Below are 20,063 nucleotides of genomic sequence, written 5' to 3' on the forward strand. Positions count from 1 at the left end.
AGGTAGATCACCATGAAAATTTGTCCACGGTTGTAACGGACAAAACTTTGACTAAAAGCAAAAACTGCGAAGCTAAGGCCGCAGTTTTTCCTAACATCACTTCTCGCGCCGAAGGCGTCACACGCCTTTCTTCCATCGCCGCTTTTCAGAAGCCGGCGCGAAGCGACCGACGGTGGCTCTGGGCTTTGTTTTTTGCACAAAAAAAGCCCCCTCGCGGGGGGCCCCAAAGGACATGGATTGATCTCACAGGCTGGTGGAGCGCCAGAGCTTGCCTACAATCCCACCCACGATCAGCGCCACCGGTATGAGCGCCGTTAGAGCCATCGGGGGCACGGAGGTGAAGAAGTTTCGCTCGCCCTCTTCCAGGCCCGGGTAGAGCAGGCCCACGGCAATGCTGACCAGCTGCAGGGCAACGACGAAGAGCAAGCCCACCAGGGCGCCCTTTCCAAAGCCACCTTTGCGCTGCGAAACCGGGAGCCCGCTGGCCCTTGCCGCGCGCACGCGGGCCGCGCGCCAGTTCAACACGTAGAGCAGAAGCAGCAAGAGCAGCACGGCTGCCCCACCAGCGGCTGCCAGGCCGGCCTGCCAGCCGTAGCCCACGTTCTGGCCGATCTCTTGGGCCCCGGCAAGAAACAGCAAGCCCGCACCACCCAGGATGACGGTGGCCGGTGCCAGCAAGCCCCACTGCATGTGACCGCCGGGGGTGTGGTGAGCGTTGTAAGACATGGGACCTCCTTGAAGTGGTGTTCCCTCAATGCATAGTGCGATTCCGCGCCTTGGCAAGGTCAGCCCTTCTTTTGGGCTCCAACCGGCACCCAGCCGGTGGGCTGCTTCTCAAAGACGAAGTCGTAAGCCGACGGCACGGGAACGGGATCGGGCTTCAACTGCTGCCCGCCCTGGAACCCGACCACGTCCAACGTTCCACCGGTCACGCACGTGGCCCGCTGGGGACCACTGGACGTGCACTCCGCGGTGAGGTCTTTCCAACCCCGAACCTCGATTCGTTGGCCCATTTGGCTGGAGAGGTTGGCATTGGCGTGCGCCTCGTAAGCTTGGGCAACTTGTTCAACGGTGGGCAAATCCGCCTTGCTGCTGCAGGCGGCCAACCCTGCGGTGATCAGGGCGAGGGAAACGAGGGTTGCTTTCATGTTGGAGCTCCTTGCTTATGGGTTAAATCAACGTCGATGGTTTCGTCGCGGTATCCGAGCCGAACCTTCTCTATCGTCACGTCCATCTTCGGCACCGTGCCGTCCACCCAAACCCGGTTGACGGAGAACACCACCAGGTCGTCTCGGTAGCTGCGACCTTGTCGCGCTAGGTTGGCGGCCTCTTGGGCGTCCATTCGGACCAGCAGGTGGAAGCGGCCGGCGTTGGGTGGGCTGGACACCCCTCCGGCGGTGCGGTGCACCCACGGCACAAAGCCCCTGCCTGTGACGCTTTGCCCGGCCGCAGACACCTGAGGCATGGGGATGAATCCTTCCAGCACCCCACGGTCGGCCCGGTAGGCAACATCGCCCAGGGCTTGGAACGTGGGACGAACGGCAAACCGTCGGATGGCCTTGAAGCGCTGCAGGCGCGCGTCGAAAGCGGGCCCATAACGGCGCTCGATGGCTGCCGGATCATCGCCGGAGACACCGTTGGCACCGTGGACCTTCGTGTCCATCAACCACCACTGCCGCAGGCACCACTGGCGCTTGTCGGCCTCGATTCGATACGCCGAATGGGCCATGGCGAGCAGCTGCATGTCGCAAGTGTCCACGCCACCACCGCCTACGGCCGTTACCCCGGCCCGCAGGTGCTGAACCCCTTCCAAGCCTTCCTGATCCAGGTCCCAGTAGGTCCCTGCCGGCTCAAGGTAGGGGCTTCTCACCCTGTCGTTCACCACCTTGGGCGTGCCTTGGATGGCTCGGCCGATCTGGCGAAGCAGGTCCGATCCGGCCCCCGATTGTGCCTGCGCTCCAACCGCCGCAGTCAGGGCAAACGCCCCGGTCAGCACGGCCCTTCTAACTCCCTTCATGGAACCCCCTGTTCCCATCAATAGATTTGGGATCTTGCAGCCAACTTACGTGGCACGTAGAGTCTACCCGGGGCGTAGCCTCTGGGTCATCCTGTCCGCATGCCTGCATTGCATCCGTTCAGCCCGTGACTGCCGCCCCGCCCGCTCCCCGAGCCGTGGTGGCCGCGCGTTTGCGCCAAGCCCGCGTCCTGCGGGGCTTTAGCCAACGCGAGGTCGGAGTGCGGATGGGGATGGACAAGGACGCTGCGTCGGCCCGCATCTCTCGGTATGAATCCGAGGGCATGTCGATCAGCCTGGAAGCCCTCTTCGAGCTGGCCCAGGCCTTGGAGGTGCCCCCGGCCTATCTCTTGGCGACCAGCCCGGCGATGGCCGATGCGATCCTGGCTTTGGGCGAGCAGAGCGCGGCTCAGCAGGAACGTTTTGCCGAACTGCTGGGCGTTTTGGGTGAGCTGCCGGCAAAGAAGCGCAACGCACTCATCGAACAGGTGTTGTCGCCCACCAACGACTAGGAACGTCGGCGAACAAGGACGAATCGACACCATGTGGACATGGATCACCCACCTCTGCCGCCGCAATAGGACGGAGCCCACCCGGTCCGCCGTTGCCATGGCCACGCTGATCGAACTAAACATGCTAGAGCTCAACGCAGCGGAGGCCCGCAGCCGCGTTGCACTGAACCCACCGGGCCATGAAGCAGCACTCCTTGAGAGATTCAAGGCATCTGCCCAGCTTGTCCTCAGCGAAAAGCCTCCATCCGACGCAGCAGACTCAACCTGGGAATCCCTTGGTCAGAAGGCACGCCGCCTAAACCGAGGATTCGCAGACCTCCGATTGCAACTCTCCCCGCCAGCGATCGTTGGTGGGGATACAGAGCCGCGCGACAATGTGCGTCCGGTCCTTTAAGGCGGCCAGGCCAGCTCTTCCATGCGAGCTTTCCTCCGTTGCATGTAGTGCAGCATTCCGCTGGCGCACTGCTCAACAACGGGGCTTTCCTCAAAGGCCCCAACCCCAACCGCTGTCAGTGCTGCAATGACGCACAAGTTGGTTGTGGCCACCGCGTTGACGGTGGTCTGAAAAAGAATGGCTGCCGGCACGTGCGCCCCGATCTGCCCATTGGGATCTTGATACATAACCCGAATGGCCTTCCCGCCATGAACCAGTCCGCAAAGAGGATCCCACGAATTGGTCACCGTCCGAGCCAGCTTCTGAGGCCCATCGTCCTGCCCGATGCGTGCAATGGCCTGCTCCACGTCTGCGGCCAAGTCTTTGAGGGCAATAGCCACCCACTTTCCTTTCTCGTTCTTCTTTCGGGGGCCGCGATCTTCCTGGAGAAAGTCCTCCAGCTGTTCGTCGTCGGCAAGGAACTGGACAAACACCGCCCGCAGGAATTGCTCAATCTGGGAGCGGTGCATTGCCAAGGCCACCGCTGGAAGATCGACGGGATGGGTCTCTAGGAGGAACAGCAACGCACGCCCGTAGTCCATTGACGCCCGCAACAGCTGGAAGGTCACCCGATGGCGCTCACTGCCGGCGGGAACAGTGATGCGGGCCATGCAGGACATGTTCGATTCCAGGCTGGCCTTGGCCTCTCTGGCCTCCTGTGCGATGTCCAACGCCGTGGGCTGCCGCGTGGCAGCACGCGGCTCCAGCGCATCGCGGATCGCATCCTTCAACGAATTGTGCGTCATATCCTTTGCCCTTCATTCGCGCATTTCAAAAGATGCCTCAGAGCTGCGGCACGATCTTCCCAGCAATCTACGTTCCAAGATGGATGGTAGACCCAAGTCATCCACGCCCCCCCGTTGCCATAATCGAGAGACCATACGTGGCGCTCCTCCAGATAGCGCCGCCTCCTGCCCTCTGAGTTTGCATGGCGAGCCTGGAAGGTAGGCTGGTCCGACCGCTTCCCGTGATCGAACATTCGCCAAGCGGTGCGGCCGAGCACCAGAATCACCTCTGGCCGGAGCAGAGGGAGGATCACCTCTACCAACAACTTCCCGCCTTGACTGAAGTCGGTTCCTGACGGACGGTGTCCAGCTCTCGTGCCGGCAAAGCGCTGGGACAAGTTGCAAAATGCAACGTGCTGCCAGGCGTGGGCGGCATCCACAACATTTGGGCTGCTTTGACCAGTCAGCAGGCGATCCAGCTCATCAAAGAACTTGCCACCACCTTTCCTGTTGCAAGTCTGCATGTCGCCAAACGTTTCACGGGTGAAAGGACGAGTGACGACGGGGTCGTCGGTCCACCCAGCCTCCCGGTAGTGGGACTCGCCCAGTAGCAAGACGCGGCGCCCTTCAACTCCCTTCCAGTAGCCGCGGCCGACGTAGGGCACGAAGGCCACCTCAGCCGGCCACGCTTCCATGTTCAACTCAGCCGGATCATCCATGCCATTGACCTTCGTATGATGGTGTCAGGCTACTCCACACCGTGCTGCCATGCAGCTATTGCACGCCATCCCATGCCATCCCATTTTTCCGCCACATTTAGCCGACAAAAAGCTCTTGCATACCGCTCGCACGTGCTTTAACTGTATGGGCCTTCAAGGATCATGCGGAGGCCCCATGACAACTCACCACGGCTGGCAGGCGTGCCGCGCATGCCATGCACCAGGACTTGATGTGCGTGTAGAGGGAGGCTGGCACCTCCGTGCCAATCCCGGCTACTGGGGAACCAGCGTCCCTAAAACCTTGGTCCTGGGGTTTTCCAAGGGGGCCACCCAAATTGCCGCCGCCCAACACGGGAGCTTCGATGGGGTCGCATTCGCGGGTGCTATGCGCCCTCGCCTCGCAGCCGTGTTGCACGAGCTTGGGATCGATCTGGGTGGGCAAACGATCAACGACGCACTGACCGCCGAAAGCCGCCACATGGGCGCCGCCTCCTTGGTGCGCTGCGGGTTGTCGGTGATGGACAACGGCAAGCTGGTCAGCAGTGGCACCATCATGCCCAAGGCCATTCGTTCGTCGTTGCCTTTGGAAGCCATGAAAACATGCGTGGCACGCCACCTGGACCCGTTGCCTGACAGTGTGGAGCGCGTGGTCTTGTTGGGGACCACCGATGCCTACATGAAGGGGGTCAAGGCGCTCATGCGCCAGCAATTCAACGACTTCCGAGAAATCAACGAGGTAGCCTTCAGCGCCCAACGCCGGACATGGGTGTTTGCGTCGCACCCCAGCCCGGCCAACGGGACCTTTCAAGCCTGGATCGACGGTGACACCGCCACCGAACCGGGCCGCAAGAAGCAGCTGGCGCGCCAAGCGTTGGGTCACAAGGCCCCAGCGCAGCCCCTCTCAGCTCCGCCTCGCCCGGCACCGGCACCGGCACCGGCACCGGCACCGGCACCGGCACCGATCCAGCGTGCCACGCCGCCTGACCCGATTTCACCAGCTAGGGCGTCCAACGGCGACCGTTTTGCCCGAGCCTTCCACCTGGTTCGCCACGATGGAAGGGTGATCGTCCCGGTGCGGATGAGGGACCGAGACACGGGAAACGTGGCGTTCCGGGTGGCCAAAATGGGCAACACCAAGGATGGCCAGCGCGAGATCCACGACGAAGCTGAGCTGTTGCGCTTGTGCGAGAGCGGGCAATACCAAGTGCGCGCCCAACCGTTGGACAAGTCCACACCGGCCAACTTTATTCGGCCGCTGCGAAACCACCGGATCGTGAAGACCCCTGCCCGTTGATCGCCGCACGGCGCGCCAATCCCTCACAAAGCAACAAGCGAACCATCTCGCTGACATGCAGCCCCTCCCGGGCTGCCGCCTGTTCCAGCCGGTCTTTCAGCTCCTGTGGCACGCGAACGGCCATCTGCACGTAAGGTGGCCGGCTCACGTGGACAGCCTCGCCAGGGTGAGCACCCACGCCAGCACTAGCCCAGCCAGGATTTGGGCACGCAAGCGGTAACGCACACGAAGCGCCCCGCTGGCGTGCCGTGCATTGACCCAGAAGATGCCAGCCAGGCCCAACACGGTGGCCAGGAACGCTGCAGCCAGGACGGCGGCCAACACCGCGCCCACGGTGGTCATGCCAGCGCCCCTGCCATGGTGGCCAGGACGAACCACTGTCCAGCGATGAGGCCGTAGCCGATGAGCAATCCCTCCAAGCCCGCCCAGCGTTGGCCGGGGGTGCGCAGCAGCGCCGCGCTGTCGTTGAGCAAGGACCACCCGGAGAGGATGGACAGCCACTCAAAATCAATGGTCATAGCGGTCATAGATCGAGCCCTCCCCTCCAGCGGAATTGATGGTGGAGGGCAACATGACCTCCTCGTTTTTCACGCGTCCGAACACGCTGGCAAAAACATCCATGAGCTTGGTGCTTTGCGCCGCGTCCAGTTCGGCCTGGCGCGCATACTCGTCCAACCCCGACGGGAACACCTGGCGTGCGCCGTTGACGGCCCCGCGCAACCCGCTGGCGTTGGGCATGTTCGCCCCAAAGGTGCGGTTCCACGTGTCGGAAAACCGGTCCAAGCCGTCCATGCCCATGAACAGCAATCGCGCCAGCACCAGGGCAACCACGACGTTGACGACAAGCCGCTTCGTCAGTCTGAATCCAATGAACATCTCTCCCCCTTTGCATTTCGTTGGTCGGTGTCAGACGCACGCATCACGAACGTCATACATCTGGGATACACCGACACGCGAAACCCACAAGGGGGTTATTTTGACTAAAGCTAAAAATTGGGAGAAAAGCCCGATCACGCTGCAGGCGCGGCTGCACTTGCCCGTCAGCCGGCGCTCGACTGGGGCAATGCTTTGAATGGTCCGAGTGACCAAATTGGCAGGGCTAAATCGGGCCCAAGTCTTTGACCACCGCCTGGCCAGGCTTCAAAAAGCCCAATAGCAACCGTCCGCCAGCGACGGTCCGCCCCATGCTGGCGTTGAGGTATCGAGCCTGGAGCTGCGCTGCCACCAGCAGGTCCTGGGTGGCCATGCTGGCGATCGCCGGGCTCACGGCCTATTGCTGTACAGTTCAGACGCAGATGCATGGTTGTTCGATCGAGGCTTGCAAGCCAGTGGAGCTGGGGCTGAAGTTCATGGAAAGCTTGCCGATAAATCTGTAACAAGGTAAATGAGGCGAGAAGCCAAACGAAGCGATGGCGCGTTTCAGATCGGGGGTTGCTTTGAGCGTTCGAGAAAATCGGCGTCGCTACGTCTTGACCGTAATAGGAGCCACGGCGGTGTGCCTCTTGGCGATGCTCGCGGTCGCCCAAGCCATCCTCTACGTGCGTGACAAGGAAGGGGCGGAGGCAGTGGCGGAAGCCGCGGTGACGCGCGCGGAGGCCATATCTCGTAACCGGCGCGTAGCGGCCGAACAAGCCTCTCGCATCGGACAGCCGCCTTGCTCCGACACCGACATCGACTCACTAAAGGAGATCGCGTTCCGCTCCATCTACATGAGCGACATCGGTCGCATCCGAGACGGACGCCTTGTCTGCAGCGCTCTCTGGGGGCGCTCGCGCCCCTACACCCTCCCCGCCCCACGCTTCTCCAGCGGCGCTGTCCGGCTTTGGCACGCGTCGGATCTCGTTGGCTCCCCCTACACCGGGTCCAATCTGATCGCCCAAGGCGACACGTTCACCGTGTCCTCCCCGTCTGCCTTCGAGAGCTTGGACCCTGCGCGCAGCAGCTCCATCAGCATCGAAACGAAGGACCGATCGTTTACATTCCGCACCTTGTCCCCGACCAGCCGCGTCGGCACCCCGTCTCTCGTCCAAGCTCAACATTGCAGCCGGGTGGCCGACGTTTGCGCGTTCGTTACCAGCCCTAGGCACGTGGTGTCCGAACTGCCCTCGGCGTTGCTCACCACCATCCTGGCAGCGGGTGCCTCGGTAGGGCTGTTGCTCGCGTTCTTGCTGATCAAACACCAAATCACGGCTCGGCAAACCATCCAGCAACGGTTGGTGCTTGCACTGAAGCGCAGCGAGATCGAACTGGCCTACCAGCCACTGCGTCGAATTGGCACGCGGGAGCTCGTGGGATTTGAAGCGCTCAGCCGCTGGCGCCCGCCGGGAGACGATGAAATCCCGCCGGCCATCTTCGTGCCCATTGCCCACCGATTCGGCCTGAGTCCTGATCTTTTTCGATACGTGCTGGCCCGTGCCATGAATGATCTCGCCCCCGCGCTGAGGGAGCATAGGAACCTCTACGTAAGCATCAATGCCGAGCCCGTGGACATGGCCCAAGAGTGCGTCGTTCGCTACATCGGCAGCGTGACCAACGATTTTGGCGTGTTGCCAGAGCAAATTCGCATCGAGATCACCGAGCGGGAAGAACTCGTGTCCGCTGCCGCAAAGAGCAACATGCAGGCCCTCTCAGTTCTGGGATACCGGTTCTTGATCGACGACTTCGGGACCGGCAGCGCCAACTTCTCCCACCTCGCCCAATCGCCATTTCGAGGAATCAAGATCGATCGCATGTTCGTGGCCGCTATCAACGAGGACTCCCCCCTGCGGCCCGTTTTGCCAGGGATGTATCGCATCGCACGTGAGCTTGGGCTGGATGTCATCGCAGAAGGCGTCGAATCAGAGGCGCAAGATTTGCTGCTCTACCGGATTGCTCCAGAGGCTATTGGCCAAGGGTGGCACTATGGCTGCCCTCTCTCAACCAAAGACGCGCTTGCCGCCATCCAAGTTGGGTAGCCCTCGCGCACGGGTCGACCCGAGCGCGTTCACTGGCGCTTGACGTTCGCCCTAGCAAGATGTCCGTGCGTCCGATGGACGCGACAATCGTGAAAATCTCCGCTATGGCGCTGACCCCAGTTGGCGCCGCCGAACCCAACGGGGTGACTCCCCCTCCCCTAGGTGACGCCCCGGCAGTTCAGGGCATCGTCGTGATCGGCCCCCCTAGCAGGCGGCCTCTTTAGGGCAACGCGCGACACACACCCTCAGCAGTGGTCGCAACCGACTGGCCGCCGGTCTGGCCTTTTGCTGGTTAACGAACTGGCTCAGCGCTTTCCAACAGCGCCGCTCGGTTACTTCCCTGTGCCTAAGGCTGTCGCCGTGCAGCCCGCCTCTTTATCATGCTCCTGCGACGGCAATAGAGGGATCGGACAGCGGTATCTGGCGTGCGGACTGCGCGGACGACCCCGTAGATGAATTCTTCAGAATCCAATTGTCTCATCTGGTTCCGGTGGGGTTGTCGCGGTGCATCATATGCATTCCGCTCTGTTCAGCTTTTTGTTCATCTTCATGCCCAACATTGGACGTTTCTTCATCGATCAGATTGAGGGTGTGCGGCGGGCCGACGGCTCGCTCTTGCAGGTCACGCGGATCAGTTGCGCTTGTCTGGAATGCGGCCGCCAACTGCGATTGGTTCCAGGGCATGGCCTGCTGGACTTGGACGGCGCCGCCGTGCTCACTTGCCCGCTCTGTGACAACCGCTAGGCGGTGGCACGCGCGAGGTTGGAAAAGCTTTGCCCCCAACCTAACCACCCGCGCATGGCGAGTCTTGATTGAAGAGTGGACCGCTGTGTGCTGGCCCGAAAGGGCCGATTGACGGTGCAGTCAAGCGGAACGCTCACCGGTTTCCAACGCTTGAGCTTGGGGCCACCCTGCTGCCAGACCGCGATTCGGTGGCCAGCCAATGGAGGAGGGGTATGCACAAGGCTGAGACGGAGGCGTTGGTCAAGTTGGAGCTCCGCCTGAGCGAGTGCGAGAGGCGCCTGCCCAACGCTGAGGGCGAAACCAATGCCTTGGAGTATGCGGTCAGGGCTTTGGTGGCCAGTTCTGCCAATCCCACCGCGGTGCGCCTTGCATGGGCCCACCTGATGCCCATGATCGTCGACATCCATGTGCCTCCCCAGCCAACGCTCCAATGCGGACTTTCTGCTTGGCTTGCGTCATGGACTGAGGTCCGTGGCCGAGCAAATCGACGCTTTGCCCTGCCCCCTAGAGACCTCCCAGATCGAGAACGGTTGCTTGGCCCTTTGAGAGAATTGCTGCCAACAGACGACCGCCCGCTAATGGCCGCTCGCTGTCGCCATTGAGGTAAGCGGCTTGCAAGCGTCCTGCTGCCATCAACTCCGCCCGTCCCATGCCTGCTGGCTGATTCCGCAAGGGCTCTCCTGGCGACGCCAAGCCTCCCACCAGCGCTTGGACCACGGCGGGACGGCCATCTTCGGACTTTGCATAAGCGGTGGCAACCATGCGCTGGGCGTGCGCCGACCAGCCGCCCAAAACCAACTCGGTGTGCATAGCGCTGATGGGTATGCCAGCGGCTGCCGCCGCGCTCACGTAGTTTGGCCAGAGGCGATCAATCACGCCGCCAAGCTCGCCGGACAGCCGCTCTATCGTGAAGTCTGCTCGAAAACTGGCTTGGAGACAGAGCTCGTAGATTCTTAGGAAGAACTGGGCCGACCCACGCGTGGCCAAGACGGCGTTGTGCTGAGGCAGCAGAAGCAACTTGGCGCCCTCTGAGTGCGCCCCGGTTTGAGCATCTTGCGCAAGGGTATCGACGGTCACAGCCAAGTGATCGGCACTCAGCAACACGTTCAAAATGCTCATCTGCCGTCCTTGGGATCCATTCAGTCGATTGAACCTTCCAAAGCCAATTCAGCCATTGGGGTTGTTGAGAATCTCAGACGCAATCCGCTCTCCCGCGTCCAACGCATGGAGGCACGACGACGCTTTGATGCTCAAATCCGAGCGCCCTCCCACGCCGTGGACCTCGACAGCGAGAAGAACCCAACGGCTTTCACTGAGCCGCCAGATCTCGGAGGTGTAAACGTGCTCTCCCACCGACAAGGTGACCCGTTCTAAATCTTTGCCCGGCTTGGAAGTACCCATGGCCCTCGAACCCTGACTGTTAAAAAGCAGTGTGCACGCGAACGCCGCTGGCCTCAACCAATCCCGTATGTTCCACGCTTGCCCTTCCTGCGACGCGGAAAGTCAGGCTCAGACGACTGCAACCTAGCAATTCATCCCTCACTGGCGGCCGGCAATGTGACTCCGAGCGTCGCTTCGTTCCTGTGTAGCAGACCGCTTGCCTAAATGCTCAGTTCGCCCCTCCTTTGCTAAGTGGCCTAGACAGGGGCCCAACGTAGACCGAGGCAGCCGGCCCACCTGTGAATCGCACAAGGAGATCCATCGCCGTAGCATTCATTGCTTCCGCATCGCCCCGCTGCGCGAAGCCGGCCCAGCCCGCCATCGCGATGCTCTGCAGCTGGCCCTCATTGGCCTCAAACAATCGCATTGGCCACCGCGGCAGCCGGCGTTGCGAGACACGTCCGCGTGCCAACTCAATCAAGTTCAGGTGGCTGCGCGCTTCGGATGCCCTGGCGTATGCAACGCGAAGGCCGTCCGGTGCGCCTTCCATGTAGGACAGGAAGCGGGCCCCGTCGTAGAGGGTCACACCAGTCACCCCGGCTTGCCTGTTGAACCGCTCAGCATCGGCCATCAACTCAACCAGTCGGCCAGCGGAGAGGTAGGGGCTGGCCTCGCTCACAAAGACCACCGCACGATTTGGCATGACATGCTCCAATGACTGCTTCAGACCAAAAAAACTGCCGGGTCGTGGAGAGCGACACGCGCTACTCGGCACCCTTTGATTTTGCCTTCCAAGCGCCGGTTTCCAAGTCCTTCCGCAGCACCCAATCCTTAGCGGGAATCTTTGCACCACGGGCGGTCAGGTAGCTCGGCATGGAAAGAATGATCTCACCGTCTTGAACCAGACAATTGGTCGAAAGGACCACGCCATCGCTGAGCTCGACCAAGCACGTGGTTCCCTCGCCCGATTCGGCCTGCTCTCCGTTCAGGGTCGCTGCGGCCCCAGGGTAGATGTGGCTGTGAGTGAATTCCAACCGCATGGCAGGCCCCTATCGACTGTGCCAAATTGCCAACGCCCGTGCTTCCGCTTGTCCGATCTCAACCGCGGGACCTACAGGCAAGTCCGCTACCCCGTCATCGCGGGATGTCATTCATCCGACTGTTGACCAATTCGGCAAGCCGTTCCATTCCCGTTTCAGGCACGAACTTCCCACCGAAGCGCTGGGAGAAGTTAACCCAGTCCGACCTCATCAACCCTTTCATCTCGGCCTCCGACACTGGCAGGAAGAGCAACGCATGCGCAGGGAACCGCAACTGCTGGATGGAGCCCCGCGCCAGCTCAACGATTTCGGTATGCAGGGTGAAGGACTGGGTGTAAACGGAGCTCGCAGCCACCGCACTCGCTGTGCCTTCCAAATACGTTAAAAACCTGCTGCCGTCGAAGCATACAACTGCACGCGAGCCGCACTTGGCATTGAACTCTCGGCCTGCACGCATGACTTCGGGCAAGCGCTCCTCACCGATCTCTTCCACAGCCGCGCTTACGAACACCACCGCACACTTAGACATTACGGGCTACCTTTCACTCGGCACCAGTGCAAGCCGGCCAACGTGGATCAGCTGTGTACAAAACGCAGGCCAGCTTGAATTTCAGTTTTCAGTTGCGCTATTCCTGAACCTTTAAGAGTGCTCCATGGCTAGCCCCGTCCCCGACTCAAGTTGGCTGCAAGAGCGATGACCTCGCTAGGGATCACGGCCCCGAGGTGCGCGAGAACCGCGGCTTTCGTCCCTCTTGTGGCTCCGTGGGCGGCGCGAACTGCGAGCTACGAACGATGGACAGGATCAGTATCCGACAGCGGCAGCGGTGAGAGCAACGCCTGCGCGCCGCCCGTCATTTCGGCCGTCCGGGTAGATGGGCTCACCGCACCACAAACGGCCGATCTGTAAGCGAAACAAACCGAGCGGGTTGTGTAGGGCTTAAATCCTTTGGCGGCCCGCCAGGCTCAGCCGAAGCGATCATTGCTCCGCCGATTCAGGCCCCCGGTGCACGCGAGACAGACGCCAGCGACCGTGCGACTTGAAATAGCCGGTGTCGCCCGTAAACGAATAGCGGACTCCGGCCCAAATCGATGTCGCTACGGAGCTGTGCCAATCGCGAGCCTTCCGGTAGGCGTAGTGAAACGAACGCATCATCTCGCTCTCCTACGGCGCAACCATTTCCGGCAGGACGGCGGCTTGAAGAGCGCGATCACAAGCTGGAGCAGCGCCAGACCAGTTGCGCAGGCCAAGATAACCATAGCAAGACGCAAAAGTAGTTCCATGATGGGATCCTACAGGCCCGCGGGTGGCAGCAAGTCAAGGCGCCCGGGCCATTGGCGCTCAGCAATCTCCTGTTCGCTTGGAGTGAAGATCGCCATAACCGCGTGACAGTGGCGTGAAAGTCGTGTGGCGATCGCAAGTAGCTGGCGCATAGCGAGCTGCCGTCCGGACGCAGGTTGGCCCCCGTGTGCGCAGCCATGACCGCAGCCCCCAACAGGTGCACCTGGGTGCGCCCGTTGTCCTGCCACCCTTTGGGCAGCGATTCAATGGCCACCAAGGCTTCTTGCCCTGACAGGCATTGGATGCAGGTCAGGTAGGGCCATTAGGCACACTTCCTCGCGCAAGCGCCTGCCTGCGGGCTTCTCGTCCAATCGCCCCTCGGCACTGTCCAGCAGCACGTGGGCGGCCGCGATGGCGTTGCCTTGCGGCGAGAGCCGGCTCTTCTTCTTGGGGAACAGGCCGCGCATGATCAGGCCTTCTTGCTGGCCTTCTTGGCGACGGCATTCTTCGCAAGTTTCTTGACGGCCTTCTGGGCGGCCTTCTTCACCGGCTTGCCCGCCTTCTTGGCCACCCTGGCGGGAGCTTTCTTCACCGTCCCATCAGCCGACGGGAACTTCGCTCCGGGGTTGGCCTGAGCCCACGCCTTGCCCTCGGTGGACTTGGCCCACGCGGTGAAGACCTTGGGGGCCAAACCCCGACCGGCCCACGTCTCACCGGTTGGGAGGCGATACTTCGGCGCCACCTTGCCAAGCTTGCGGCCCTTTCGGGGTCCCGGGGCAGCCTTGGCGGCACGCGCCGGCTTGGCGTCGATCGTTTCCCCGATGAGCTTGGCCACCTGCCGCCGCTGGGCCGGACTGAGGACCTTCGCATACTTCTGCAGGACCGCCAGGGCTTTGGGCACCTCGCCGTCGCGCTTTTCGACCAGCTTCTTCTGGGCTTCGAGCTGTTTGATTTCGGCGTTGAGGGATTTCAGGGTGGTCAGGGCCAAAGGAGCGCTCCGTTCGGGAATCCAACGGTTATAGCCCATCGCCCATCGCATGGCCACCCGACCGGGCGCCGGGCCAGCCCTTCTCTGCAAATGAAAACGCTGTGAGAGTTGCACCTCTCACAGCGTTGAAGCTTCCGTTGGCTGCTACATGAGTTGCCTCTCTTGCAGCAAAGACACTTCGGGATCAAGAAAACGATCCGAGAAATCAAGCTCCTTCACGGTTTACTCACAAACCCATGAAGGTTTAATCCACCAGGCCGGCTTTGCCGGCCTTCCTTGTGCAGCACCACCCCATTCATGGACAAGCGCTACAGTTTCAGGAAACCACGTTTTCGGGGCCTGTAAAGGGGCACCCCACTTCTCCACTAAAAAACTGCGACGAATTCCCGCAAATTTTTTGCGCGCTGAAACACCCCTGCCCTACGCCTTCCCGCCACCGTCAAAGGTCGGTGGGGCAGGCGCCGTCTCACCCAACACCTGAGCCAGGCCCATGTCGCGCAGCATGGTGACGATCTCGAGTTGCTTCTCCGCAACCCATTGCGGCCGGGTAGCCACTTCTTCCTCTGGCACCCGCTTTCCGGCGAGTTCCACGGTTTCGAGAGAAGCATGGAGCGCCATGGACGCGCTGAATCCCAGCAGGTCCACCACCTCGTCAGGGGACGTGTCGATGACGCCGGAACGACGGATCAGGGACTGGTAGCCATGGTGGACGTAGCCGTGCATCGTCTTTTGAGACTGCTCCCAGGTATCCAACAAATCCGCGTAACGCTTTTCACCGGAACGCTGGACCACCCTGCGGATCATCTTCTCTGGGGTTGCAGTGTCATGGCCCTTCTGGAACCGCGCCAGCTCTTGGTCATCGGCCCATTGCAGCCACAGCCCGCGCACGAACGCCTCAAAGGCAGGCCGCATCAATGCCGTCGCAGAGCCCAACAACCCATGTTTGACCAGGAGCATGGCTGACGATTGGTGCTCGTGCACCACCGCGACAGCCACGACCGCCATGTGGTCTGGCTCCGACCCATGCAGGACCAATCCATAGAGTTGCTCCTCGTTCCAACGCCGCACGTGGTCGGCCCACTCCAGTGCCCGCTGCACGCGCGGCTCTTTCAACCAAACGGGCCATGCGTCCGGTGCTGCTCCGCCCTCAGCCATCGGTCTCCTCCCCGCTGGCCGGAACCGGACACAACGTTACCGAGGCGTCGAGCAGATCATTGGTTTGGTCAAAGGTAGTCATGGCCCATCTTGACACCCACCGCCCTGGGGCGCGATAACTCCCTTGCCGCGAGGGGAAATGCCCCCGGCGTATTGCCTGCTTAGCTCAAGGCAACAGGTTCCCGATTCGATCGCACAAGCGACGACGGGATGGTTTTTTCCTGTTTTTTGAGATCTAAGCATGCCCAAACTCCAACGCTTGAGAACCGACGCTTTCCACGCCCAGAAGGGCCGGTGCTGCTATTGCAGCGTGCCGATGTGGAACGCCTCTCCCGATGAACTAAAGCCGTTCGGCCTGCGCGCCAAAACGGCCACGCCGCTCCGTTGCACCGCTGAGCACCTGGTGGCCCAGCAAGAGGGCGGCAAGGACGTGGTAGGCAACATCGCTGCCGCCTGCTGGCTCTGCAACACACGCCGGCACAAACGCAAATCGCCGCCCTCCCCCGAGGCTTACCGCGCCTTCGTGCAGAAACGCTTGGCGAAGGGCAAGTGGCACCCGCCGGTGGTGGCCAGACTACGTGTCAAAGCACCTGGAACGCCACCACACGACGGATGAGCTCCGCTACGCTCACGTTCTGGCGCTGCGCCTCGCGGCGGACGCGGTCGGCCAGGTCTCGGGAAGCCCGGATAGGCGGCAAGCGGTCGTCCCTGGGGCCGGCAACGGGAGAGCGCAGCAGCTGGGGGCGCGCCAGGTAGGCGGTGAGCCATTGGCGCACGGCTTCGCTCTCGCTCACCCCGGCTGCTCTAGCGCGTGCGGCCAATGCCTGGCGCAAGGTTGAAGAAAGGGACACTTTCGGCAGCACGGCCGTCAAGGGAGGCTTGGGCGTCAGCGTCACAGCCTCTGCCTCGGTCGGCCCACGGGGGCTGGGCGGAAGAAGCGCTCCAATCGTTTGGTCTCCAGCAACGCTTCCATGAAGGCACCCATGGCGTGGGTGTAAGCGTCCTCGCTGGCCGCCAACCGCAAGCTCAGCGCAAGCCGTTCCCACTTTCCGTTCGGTGCGCATGCGATGGCGAACAACCAGTGGTGCGTCCAGTCATCCTCCAACCGATCGGATGCAACGAAGAGCACCCGGTGATCACGCTGGAACGGCAGGGACGACAGCGCCTGGTCAACGGCGTGGCGTTGGGCAGCCTGTAGCCGTGCCCTCTCCTCGCCGTCGGTGTCCAGTAACGCCGCGAACCCTTTGGGCAGGCGCAACGAGACTCGGTAGCCCGCCGCACAGGTGTGGTGGTCTTCGCCTTCCCACAACCGCTGTTGCCCATCGAGCTCCTGGCCCATAGCAAAGCGCCGCATGGCGTCCTCGGTCACCGGCCCACCGGGCTTCAACTGGGTCAACCACGCACCACCCCAGCGCAACGCGGCCAAGGGCGCGTCCAGCAGTTCTGCGAAGGAAAACCCATCGGCGAACACGTCCCCCCGGCAGAGGCAGGTGAGTTGCAGGTTCATGGGATCACCCTCATAGCCGTGCCCTACTATTCGGAACGGCTTTCGTTGCGCCAGGGAGAGTCGCATCCAAACGCAGGGCCTCTTGTTCCGTTTTCCATCTGCATAGGCGATCGCGTATTTCCGGACGTTGCTGTTCGAGCCACGCATCGGGACGTGGCTCTGCATTGACAAACTGCAACCAAGCCTTCGAACGCGGATTGGCCCCTGCCTGCAACAACAGGTCGAGCAGCTCCACGTTGCCCGCCAGATAGGCGAAATAGATAGGTGACCGCCTTATCTCGCCACAGTCGTAATCCGCGTCCGGATCTGCGCCAGCTTCGAGCAGCACGCGACAAACCTCGAGCCACCTTCGCCCATTTTCTTCCCATGGACTGTCCTGCATAACAGCAAAAATAAGTGGCGTTATTCCATCTTTTCGCTCCCGAGCGTTCACATCAGCGCCATCTGCAATCAACTGCTCAAGCTCCCTCAGCTGGAACCCTCCTTCGCGGTCGAATAGCTGAAAGATGGGTGGCATCCGGCGATGTCTCCTCCATTTACCCATGCGTTTCTCAATGACATAGCGGGGGATCAGGATTGGAGACAGCAGCGTCAATACAAGGAACTCCACGCGAACCTTCCAGATCGGCTCTTGAAATAGATTTGGTGGGTCACGCAAATCCTTTAACCATCCCCGCACACCCTTTTTGATACTTGCCACGAAATTCATGTCATCCCCCATGGAATACATTTGTATCCCTTCAGATCCATGCAAGCAGAAAGGGACATCCTGTCCAGGGGGCTTTACTGACTAAAGCGAAAAAATGCTGGGGTTGCACGACAGTTTTCCAAACTGTTCCCCTCCCCTTGCGCGTTTCCGCTACAGCGGAAAATCAGTGGGTCAGGAGGACGCATGGCCAACACCGACTTACTCGCTGCAATTCAACAGCGCAACCCCGCCCAGGTGGCCCTGGCGATCGGGCGCGGGGCCCAACCCAACGCGCACGACGCCCGTGGCTACTCGCCGTTCCACGTCGCCCTGCTGACCGCTGACGCACCAACGGTTCGGGCGTTGCTGGACAGCGGAGCTGATCGGTTGGTGAGCACGAAGTTGGCCCAGGCCCGGAACATGGGCGCCAAGACCGGTCGCATATCGCCACGGTCGGGCGCACGCGCACCCGCCGGGCAACCGGGAGCAGGACGCAGAGTTCGCCGTGTGCGAAGCAATGGAACGCCTGATGGATGAGCGCGGCGCGCCGGCTACCCTGGACGACACCCACTGGTGGATGAAAGGGGTCGAGGACGCGGCGGACATAGCTGCCCGGCAGGGGCGTCCGTGGAAGGCTGCGGGGTAGCAGAGGCTGGGCTACGATGTGGCCATGCCCGTGACCGACGAAAACGCGCTCCCCTTGCTTCGCGCATTTGCACGGCTGGAGTTCCGCCTCAAGAACGACCCCGGCTTTCTACGCGCGGGCCCCTACCGAATGGCCCAAGTGAATTGGCCGGCCGTGGGCGATGATGTCCTGGCGACAGACGCACGAGAGATCAATCACCAGAGGCCTTCCTTCTTGCACGCCTCAGGGTATTGGCTGGAATGGCTGCAAAGAAGTTCCAGGACCCTCTTCGAAGACTCATAAGCGCCAAGCGCGTAGTCGGCCTCCCAATCCACCAACTCCTTGTTGTCGCCTTTCAGGAAAACCGCCCATTGGTAACGCTTGACCTCGCCTTCTCCCCTCTGGAAGAGCTTGTAAGCCTCTATCTTCTCAGTGCCCGGCACGTTCATCCGGTAGAGCACCTTAAAATTGCCGGCCGCCGCCACACGTGCCTCGTTCAGCCTGCACGTCAGCCCATCTCTCTCCCACGTTCCATCGGAGCATTCTTTGGGAACGCCCTCGTCGGCCACGGCAATGATCTCGGCAGCCATGGGCATCGCCGCCTCGATCGCTTCCGCCCTCTTGGTCACCGCATCCTTCTTTTCCAGCTTCTCCGTCAAAACGGCGATGGTGAAGAGGACGCAAAAAAACGCCAACATCCCCAGGGTGAACTTACCAACCTCGCTCAGGATGTCCCACGCCCGGCCCCAACCTTTCATGCGCCCTCCTTTTTTGGAATACGTTTGTATTCCTTCTCTCCCATGCAAACAGAGAGCGGCGCGGTGTCCAGTGCTTCGGGACGGCTAAACTCAGAATGTGCGGCCTCTGGCCGACAGATTCAGAAGCCCGCATCCTCCACCGACCTTGAAGGCACCCATGCCCGTCTCTGATCCCCTCGCGTTCGACCTGCTGCGGGCATTCGCGCAGCTGGAGTTTCGCCTCAAGCGCGATCCTGGCTTTCTTCGCGCCGGTCCCTACCGAATGGCTCAGGTGAACTGGCCCGCGGTGGATGAGGCGGTGTCACGGCTGGACGATTCACTCTTCTTCGATCGGGCGTCGGACAGCACGCGCGAGCAAATCCTCACACCTCCACGTGATCGCCCGATGGTCCAGGAGGTGGCGGTGGTCAACGGCCTCAACCGCGCCGTCTTTCAGCGCCTGTCCCTTCAGCAATCCAATGCCGGTGCTTTGGTCGAAGCGGCACGCCGGGTGCGCAACAACCTCTTCCACGGGGGCAAGGAAGAGCCGCATTTGGGCGATGATGACGAGTGGGCCGCCGCCGCACTGGACGTGGCCGAGTGCCTGCTTCACCTGCTGAACTATGGAACGCTTAGATCGGGGGTAGGCCCGTGAGGGAGATGGGACGCCCATGCTTTACCTGAAGACCGAATAGCTTGTCGCCGGCATACACCGCCCGACCGGTAAGCTGCTGCGCGCGCGGCAGCAGATCCAAGAGGACGCATCATGGGATGATAGAGCCCGCCCCGGCTGGACAGCAGATCTGACATTGGAGTTGCAATGGACCTAGAAGTGATCGAAGCAGTGCTGCTGAAATGGGCTCGCCAAGAACCTATCATCGCGAAGATCCACTTGTTCGGGAGCCGACTAAGAGGCGATCATCGCCCCGACAGCGACATTGACATCGCGGTGGAGCTTGATCTTTCAGCGGCACCAGGAGTCGACTTTAGCGATGGGTTCGCGACCTTCAGCCGATACTCCGAGCAATGGGAGGCCGAACTAGCGCAACGACTGCCCATCCCGGTTGACTTGGAGTTCTACCATGGCCCCGAGGAAACCCCGATCCTCCATGCGGGGCTCGAACGGTCGGGAAAGCTCATCTACGAAAAGTTTCGTTAGAACATCGCGCTCCGGAGCACCTAACGCCGCCGCCCCAGCCCCGACTTCCGCCCTGAGCCACGAGCGCTTCGATTCCACCATTTCACTATTTCGATGGAACCAAGCGCTCA

Annotated in this window: 27 protein-coding genes; 6 read left to right on the forward strand and 21 right to left on the reverse strand. The window is 61.5% G+C overall.

Features of this window, described 5'->3' with window-relative positions; all coding sequences use genetic code 11:
* Positions 1-243 precede the first annotated feature (243 nt).
* The 3 genes from ACZK2R_RS14095 to ACZK2R_RS14105 are packed head-to-tail and all read right to left on the reverse strand — an operon-like array spanning position 244 to position 2,017.
* Positions 244-726 carry a hypothetical protein gene (locus ACZK2R_RS14095; RefSeq protein WP_049396648.1) on the reverse strand — a complete coding sequence of 161 codons (483 nt, stop codon included), beginning with the start codon at positions 724-726 and terminating at the stop codon, positions 244-246.
* A gap of 59 nt (positions 727-785) precedes the next feature.
* Positions 786-1,148 (reverse strand): hypothetical protein, encoded by a 363-nt coding sequence (locus ACZK2R_RS14100; RefSeq protein WP_049396649.1) that lies wholly within the window; start codon positions 1,146-1,148, stop codon positions 786-788.
* The gene (locus tag ACZK2R_RS14105; protein WP_049430708.1) at positions 1,145-2,017 is read right to left on the reverse strand and encodes a hypothetical protein; all 873 of its coding nucleotides are present in this window, start codon (positions 2,015-2,017) and stop codon (positions 1,145-1,147) included. Before ACZK2R_RS14105 ends, ACZK2R_RS14100 begins: the two co-directional genes overlap by 4 nt.
* Before the next feature lie 230 nt (positions 2,018-2,247).
* Between ACZK2R_RS14105 and ACZK2R_RS14110 the strand changes: the two genes are divergently transcribed.
* The gene (locus ACZK2R_RS14110; RefSeq protein ID WP_414715565.1) at positions 2,248-2,526 is read left to right on the forward strand and encodes a helix-turn-helix domain-containing protein; all 279 of its coding nucleotides are present in this window, start codon (positions 2,248-2,250) and stop codon (positions 2,524-2,526) included.
* Between the two features lie 390 nt (positions 2,527-2,916).
* On the opposite strand, the gene ACZK2R_RS14115 is transcribed toward ACZK2R_RS14110, so the two are convergent.
* Both ACZK2R_RS14115 and ACZK2R_RS14120 read right to left on the reverse strand, forming a co-directional pair.
* Complete coding sequence (locus ACZK2R_RS14115) at positions 2,917-3,705, reverse strand: DUF6988 family protein (RefSeq protein WP_049396653.1); 789 nt, start codon at positions 3,703-3,705, stop codon at positions 2,917-2,919.
* The gene (locus ACZK2R_RS14120) at positions 3,702-4,403 is read right to left on the reverse strand and encodes a uracil-DNA glycosylase family protein (RefSeq protein ID WP_049396654.1); all 702 of its coding nucleotides are present in this window, start codon (positions 4,401-4,403) and stop codon (positions 3,702-3,704) included. Before ACZK2R_RS14120 ends, ACZK2R_RS14115 begins: the two co-directional genes overlap by 4 nt.
* Before the next feature lie 175 nt (positions 4,404-4,578).
* Here ACZK2R_RS14120 and ACZK2R_RS14125 point away from each other — a divergent pair, with 175 nt between their 5' ends.
* Positions 4,579-5,697, forward strand: coding sequence for a hypothetical protein (locus ACZK2R_RS14125; RefSeq protein WP_478487344.1), 1,119 nt, complete (start codon positions 4,579-4,581; stop codon positions 5,695-5,697).
* Positions 5,698-5,841: 144 nt separating this feature from the next.
* Here the strand turns inward: ACZK2R_RS14125 and ACZK2R_RS14130 are convergent, their stop codons facing one another.
* The 4 genes from ACZK2R_RS14130 to ACZK2R_RS14145 form a co-directional block, all read right to left on the reverse strand.
* On the reverse strand, positions 5,842-6,039 hold the full coding sequence (locus tag ACZK2R_RS14130; protein WP_046272122.1) for a hypothetical protein: 198 nt from the start codon (positions 6,037-6,039) through the stop codon (positions 5,842-5,844).
* Positions 6,036-6,215: a hypothetical protein gene (locus tag ACZK2R_RS14135; RefSeq protein ID WP_046272123.1), complete on the reverse strand. Its 180-nt coding sequence runs from the start codon at positions 6,213-6,215 to the stop codon at positions 6,036-6,038. The genes ACZK2R_RS14130 and ACZK2R_RS14135 overlap by 4 nt, the downstream gene beginning before the upstream one ends.
* Positions 6,205-6,573, reverse strand: a complete 369-nt coding sequence (locus tag ACZK2R_RS14140; RefSeq protein WP_071227536.1) for a hypothetical protein — start codon at positions 6,571-6,573, stop codon at positions 6,205-6,207. The genes ACZK2R_RS14135 and ACZK2R_RS14140 overlap by 11 nt, the downstream gene beginning before the upstream one ends.
* Before the next feature lie 223 nt (positions 6,574-6,796).
* Positions 6,797-6,964 carry a hypothetical protein gene (locus ACZK2R_RS14145; RefSeq protein WP_153643641.1) on the reverse strand — a complete coding sequence of 56 codons (168 nt, stop codon included), beginning with the start codon at positions 6,962-6,964 and terminating at the stop codon, positions 6,797-6,799.
* Positions 6,965-7,205: 241 nt separating this feature from the next.
* Here ACZK2R_RS14145 and ACZK2R_RS14150 point away from each other — a divergent pair, with 241 nt between their 5' ends.
* Positions 7,206-8,651 carry an EAL domain-containing protein gene (locus ACZK2R_RS14150; protein WP_049430810.1) on the forward strand — a complete coding sequence of 482 codons (1,446 nt, stop codon included), beginning with the start codon at positions 7,206-7,208 and terminating at the stop codon, positions 8,649-8,651.
* A 477-nt stretch (positions 8,652-9,128) separates the two neighbouring features.
* On the opposite strand, the gene ACZK2R_RS14155 is transcribed toward ACZK2R_RS14150, so the two are convergent.
* The 9 genes from ACZK2R_RS14155 to ACZK2R_RS14195 form a co-directional block, all read right to left on the reverse strand.
* Positions 9,129-9,335 carry a hypothetical protein gene (locus tag ACZK2R_RS14155; protein ID WP_153643642.1) on the reverse strand — a complete coding sequence of 69 codons (207 nt, stop codon included), beginning with the start codon at positions 9,333-9,335 and terminating at the stop codon, positions 9,129-9,131.
* A 564-nt stretch (positions 9,336-9,899) separates the two neighbouring features.
* Positions 9,900-10,514: a hypothetical protein gene (locus ACZK2R_RS14160; RefSeq protein WP_032971128.1), complete on the reverse strand. Its 615-nt coding sequence runs from the start codon at positions 10,512-10,514 to the stop codon at positions 9,900-9,902.
* 48 nt (positions 10,515-10,562) lie between these two features.
* Complete coding sequence (locus ACZK2R_RS14165) at positions 10,563-10,796, reverse strand: hypothetical protein (protein ID WP_071227533.1); 234 nt, start codon at positions 10,794-10,796, stop codon at positions 10,563-10,565.
* A gap of 208 nt (positions 10,797-11,004) precedes the next feature.
* Positions 11,005-11,478, reverse strand: a complete 474-nt coding sequence (locus ACZK2R_RS14170) for a BLUF domain-containing protein (RefSeq protein ID WP_049396662.1) — start codon at positions 11,476-11,478, stop codon at positions 11,005-11,007.
* Between the two features lie 61 nt (positions 11,479-11,539).
* Positions 11,540-11,722 carry a hypothetical protein gene (locus ACZK2R_RS14175; protein WP_138927470.1) on the reverse strand — a complete coding sequence of 61 codons (183 nt, stop codon included), beginning with the start codon at positions 11,720-11,722 and terminating at the stop codon, positions 11,540-11,542.
* A gap of 187 nt (positions 11,723-11,909) precedes the next feature.
* Entirely contained in the window at positions 11,910-12,344 is a 435-nt protein-coding gene (locus ACZK2R_RS14180) for a BLUF domain-containing protein (protein WP_049430714.1), read from the reverse strand.
* 1,013 nt (positions 12,345-13,357) lie between these two features.
* The gene (locus ACZK2R_RS14185) at positions 13,358-13,561 is read right to left on the reverse strand and encodes a hypothetical protein (protein WP_049430716.1); all 204 of its coding nucleotides are present in this window, start codon (positions 13,559-13,561) and stop codon (positions 13,358-13,360) included.
* A gap of 2 nt (positions 13,562-13,563) precedes the next feature.
* Entirely contained in the window at positions 13,564-14,082 is a 519-nt protein-coding gene (locus ACZK2R_RS14190; RefSeq protein WP_049430718.1) for an H-NS family nucleoid-associated regulatory protein, read from the reverse strand.
* Between the two features lie 420 nt (positions 14,083-14,502).
* The gene (locus ACZK2R_RS14195) at positions 14,503-15,180 is read right to left on the reverse strand and encodes a DUF6988 family protein (protein ID WP_478487348.1); all 678 of its coding nucleotides are present in this window, start codon (positions 15,178-15,180) and stop codon (positions 14,503-14,505) included.
* 298 nt (positions 15,181-15,478) lie between these two features.
* Between ACZK2R_RS14195 and ACZK2R_RS14200 the strand changes: the two genes are divergently transcribed.
* A complete protein-coding gene (locus ACZK2R_RS14200) occupies positions 15,479-15,853 on the forward strand; it encodes an HNH endonuclease (RefSeq protein ID WP_080354639.1) in 375 nt (124 codons plus the stop codon).
* A 276-nt stretch (positions 15,854-16,129) separates the two neighbouring features.
* Here the strand turns inward: ACZK2R_RS14200 and ACZK2R_RS14205 are convergent, their stop codons facing one another.
* From ACZK2R_RS14205 to ACZK2R_RS14215, 3 genes are all read right to left on the reverse strand, one after another.
* A complete protein-coding gene (locus ACZK2R_RS14205; RefSeq protein ID WP_478487349.1) occupies positions 16,130-16,744 on the reverse strand; it encodes a relaxase domain-containing protein in 615 nt (204 codons plus the stop codon).
* A 10-nt stretch (positions 16,745-16,754) separates the two neighbouring features.
* The gene (locus tag ACZK2R_RS14210) at positions 16,755-17,453 is read right to left on the reverse strand and encodes an ankyrin repeat domain-containing protein (protein WP_478487351.1); all 699 of its coding nucleotides are present in this window, start codon (positions 17,451-17,453) and stop codon (positions 16,755-16,757) included.
* An 819-nt stretch (positions 17,454-18,272) separates the two neighbouring features.
* On the reverse strand, positions 18,273-18,815 hold the full coding sequence (locus ACZK2R_RS14215; protein WP_478487353.1) for a hypothetical protein: 543 nt from the start codon (positions 18,813-18,815) through the stop codon (positions 18,273-18,275).
* A gap of 157 nt (positions 18,816-18,972) precedes the next feature.
* On the opposite strand from ACZK2R_RS14215, the gene ACZK2R_RS14220 reads away from it, so the two are divergent.
* Entirely contained in the window at positions 18,973-19,449 is a 477-nt protein-coding gene (locus ACZK2R_RS14220) for a hypothetical protein (RefSeq protein ID WP_478487355.1), read from the forward strand.
* A gap of 165 nt (positions 19,450-19,614) precedes the next feature.
* Positions 19,615-19,953 carry a nucleotidyltransferase domain-containing protein gene (locus ACZK2R_RS14225; RefSeq protein ID WP_478487357.1) on the forward strand — a complete coding sequence of 113 codons (339 nt, stop codon included), beginning with the start codon at positions 19,615-19,617 and terminating at the stop codon, positions 19,951-19,953.
* The last annotated feature ends 110 nt before the right edge of the window (positions 19,954-20,063 follow it).

The sequence above is a fragment of the Stenotrophomonas sp. 96582_Sma genome, assembly GCF_056480905.1.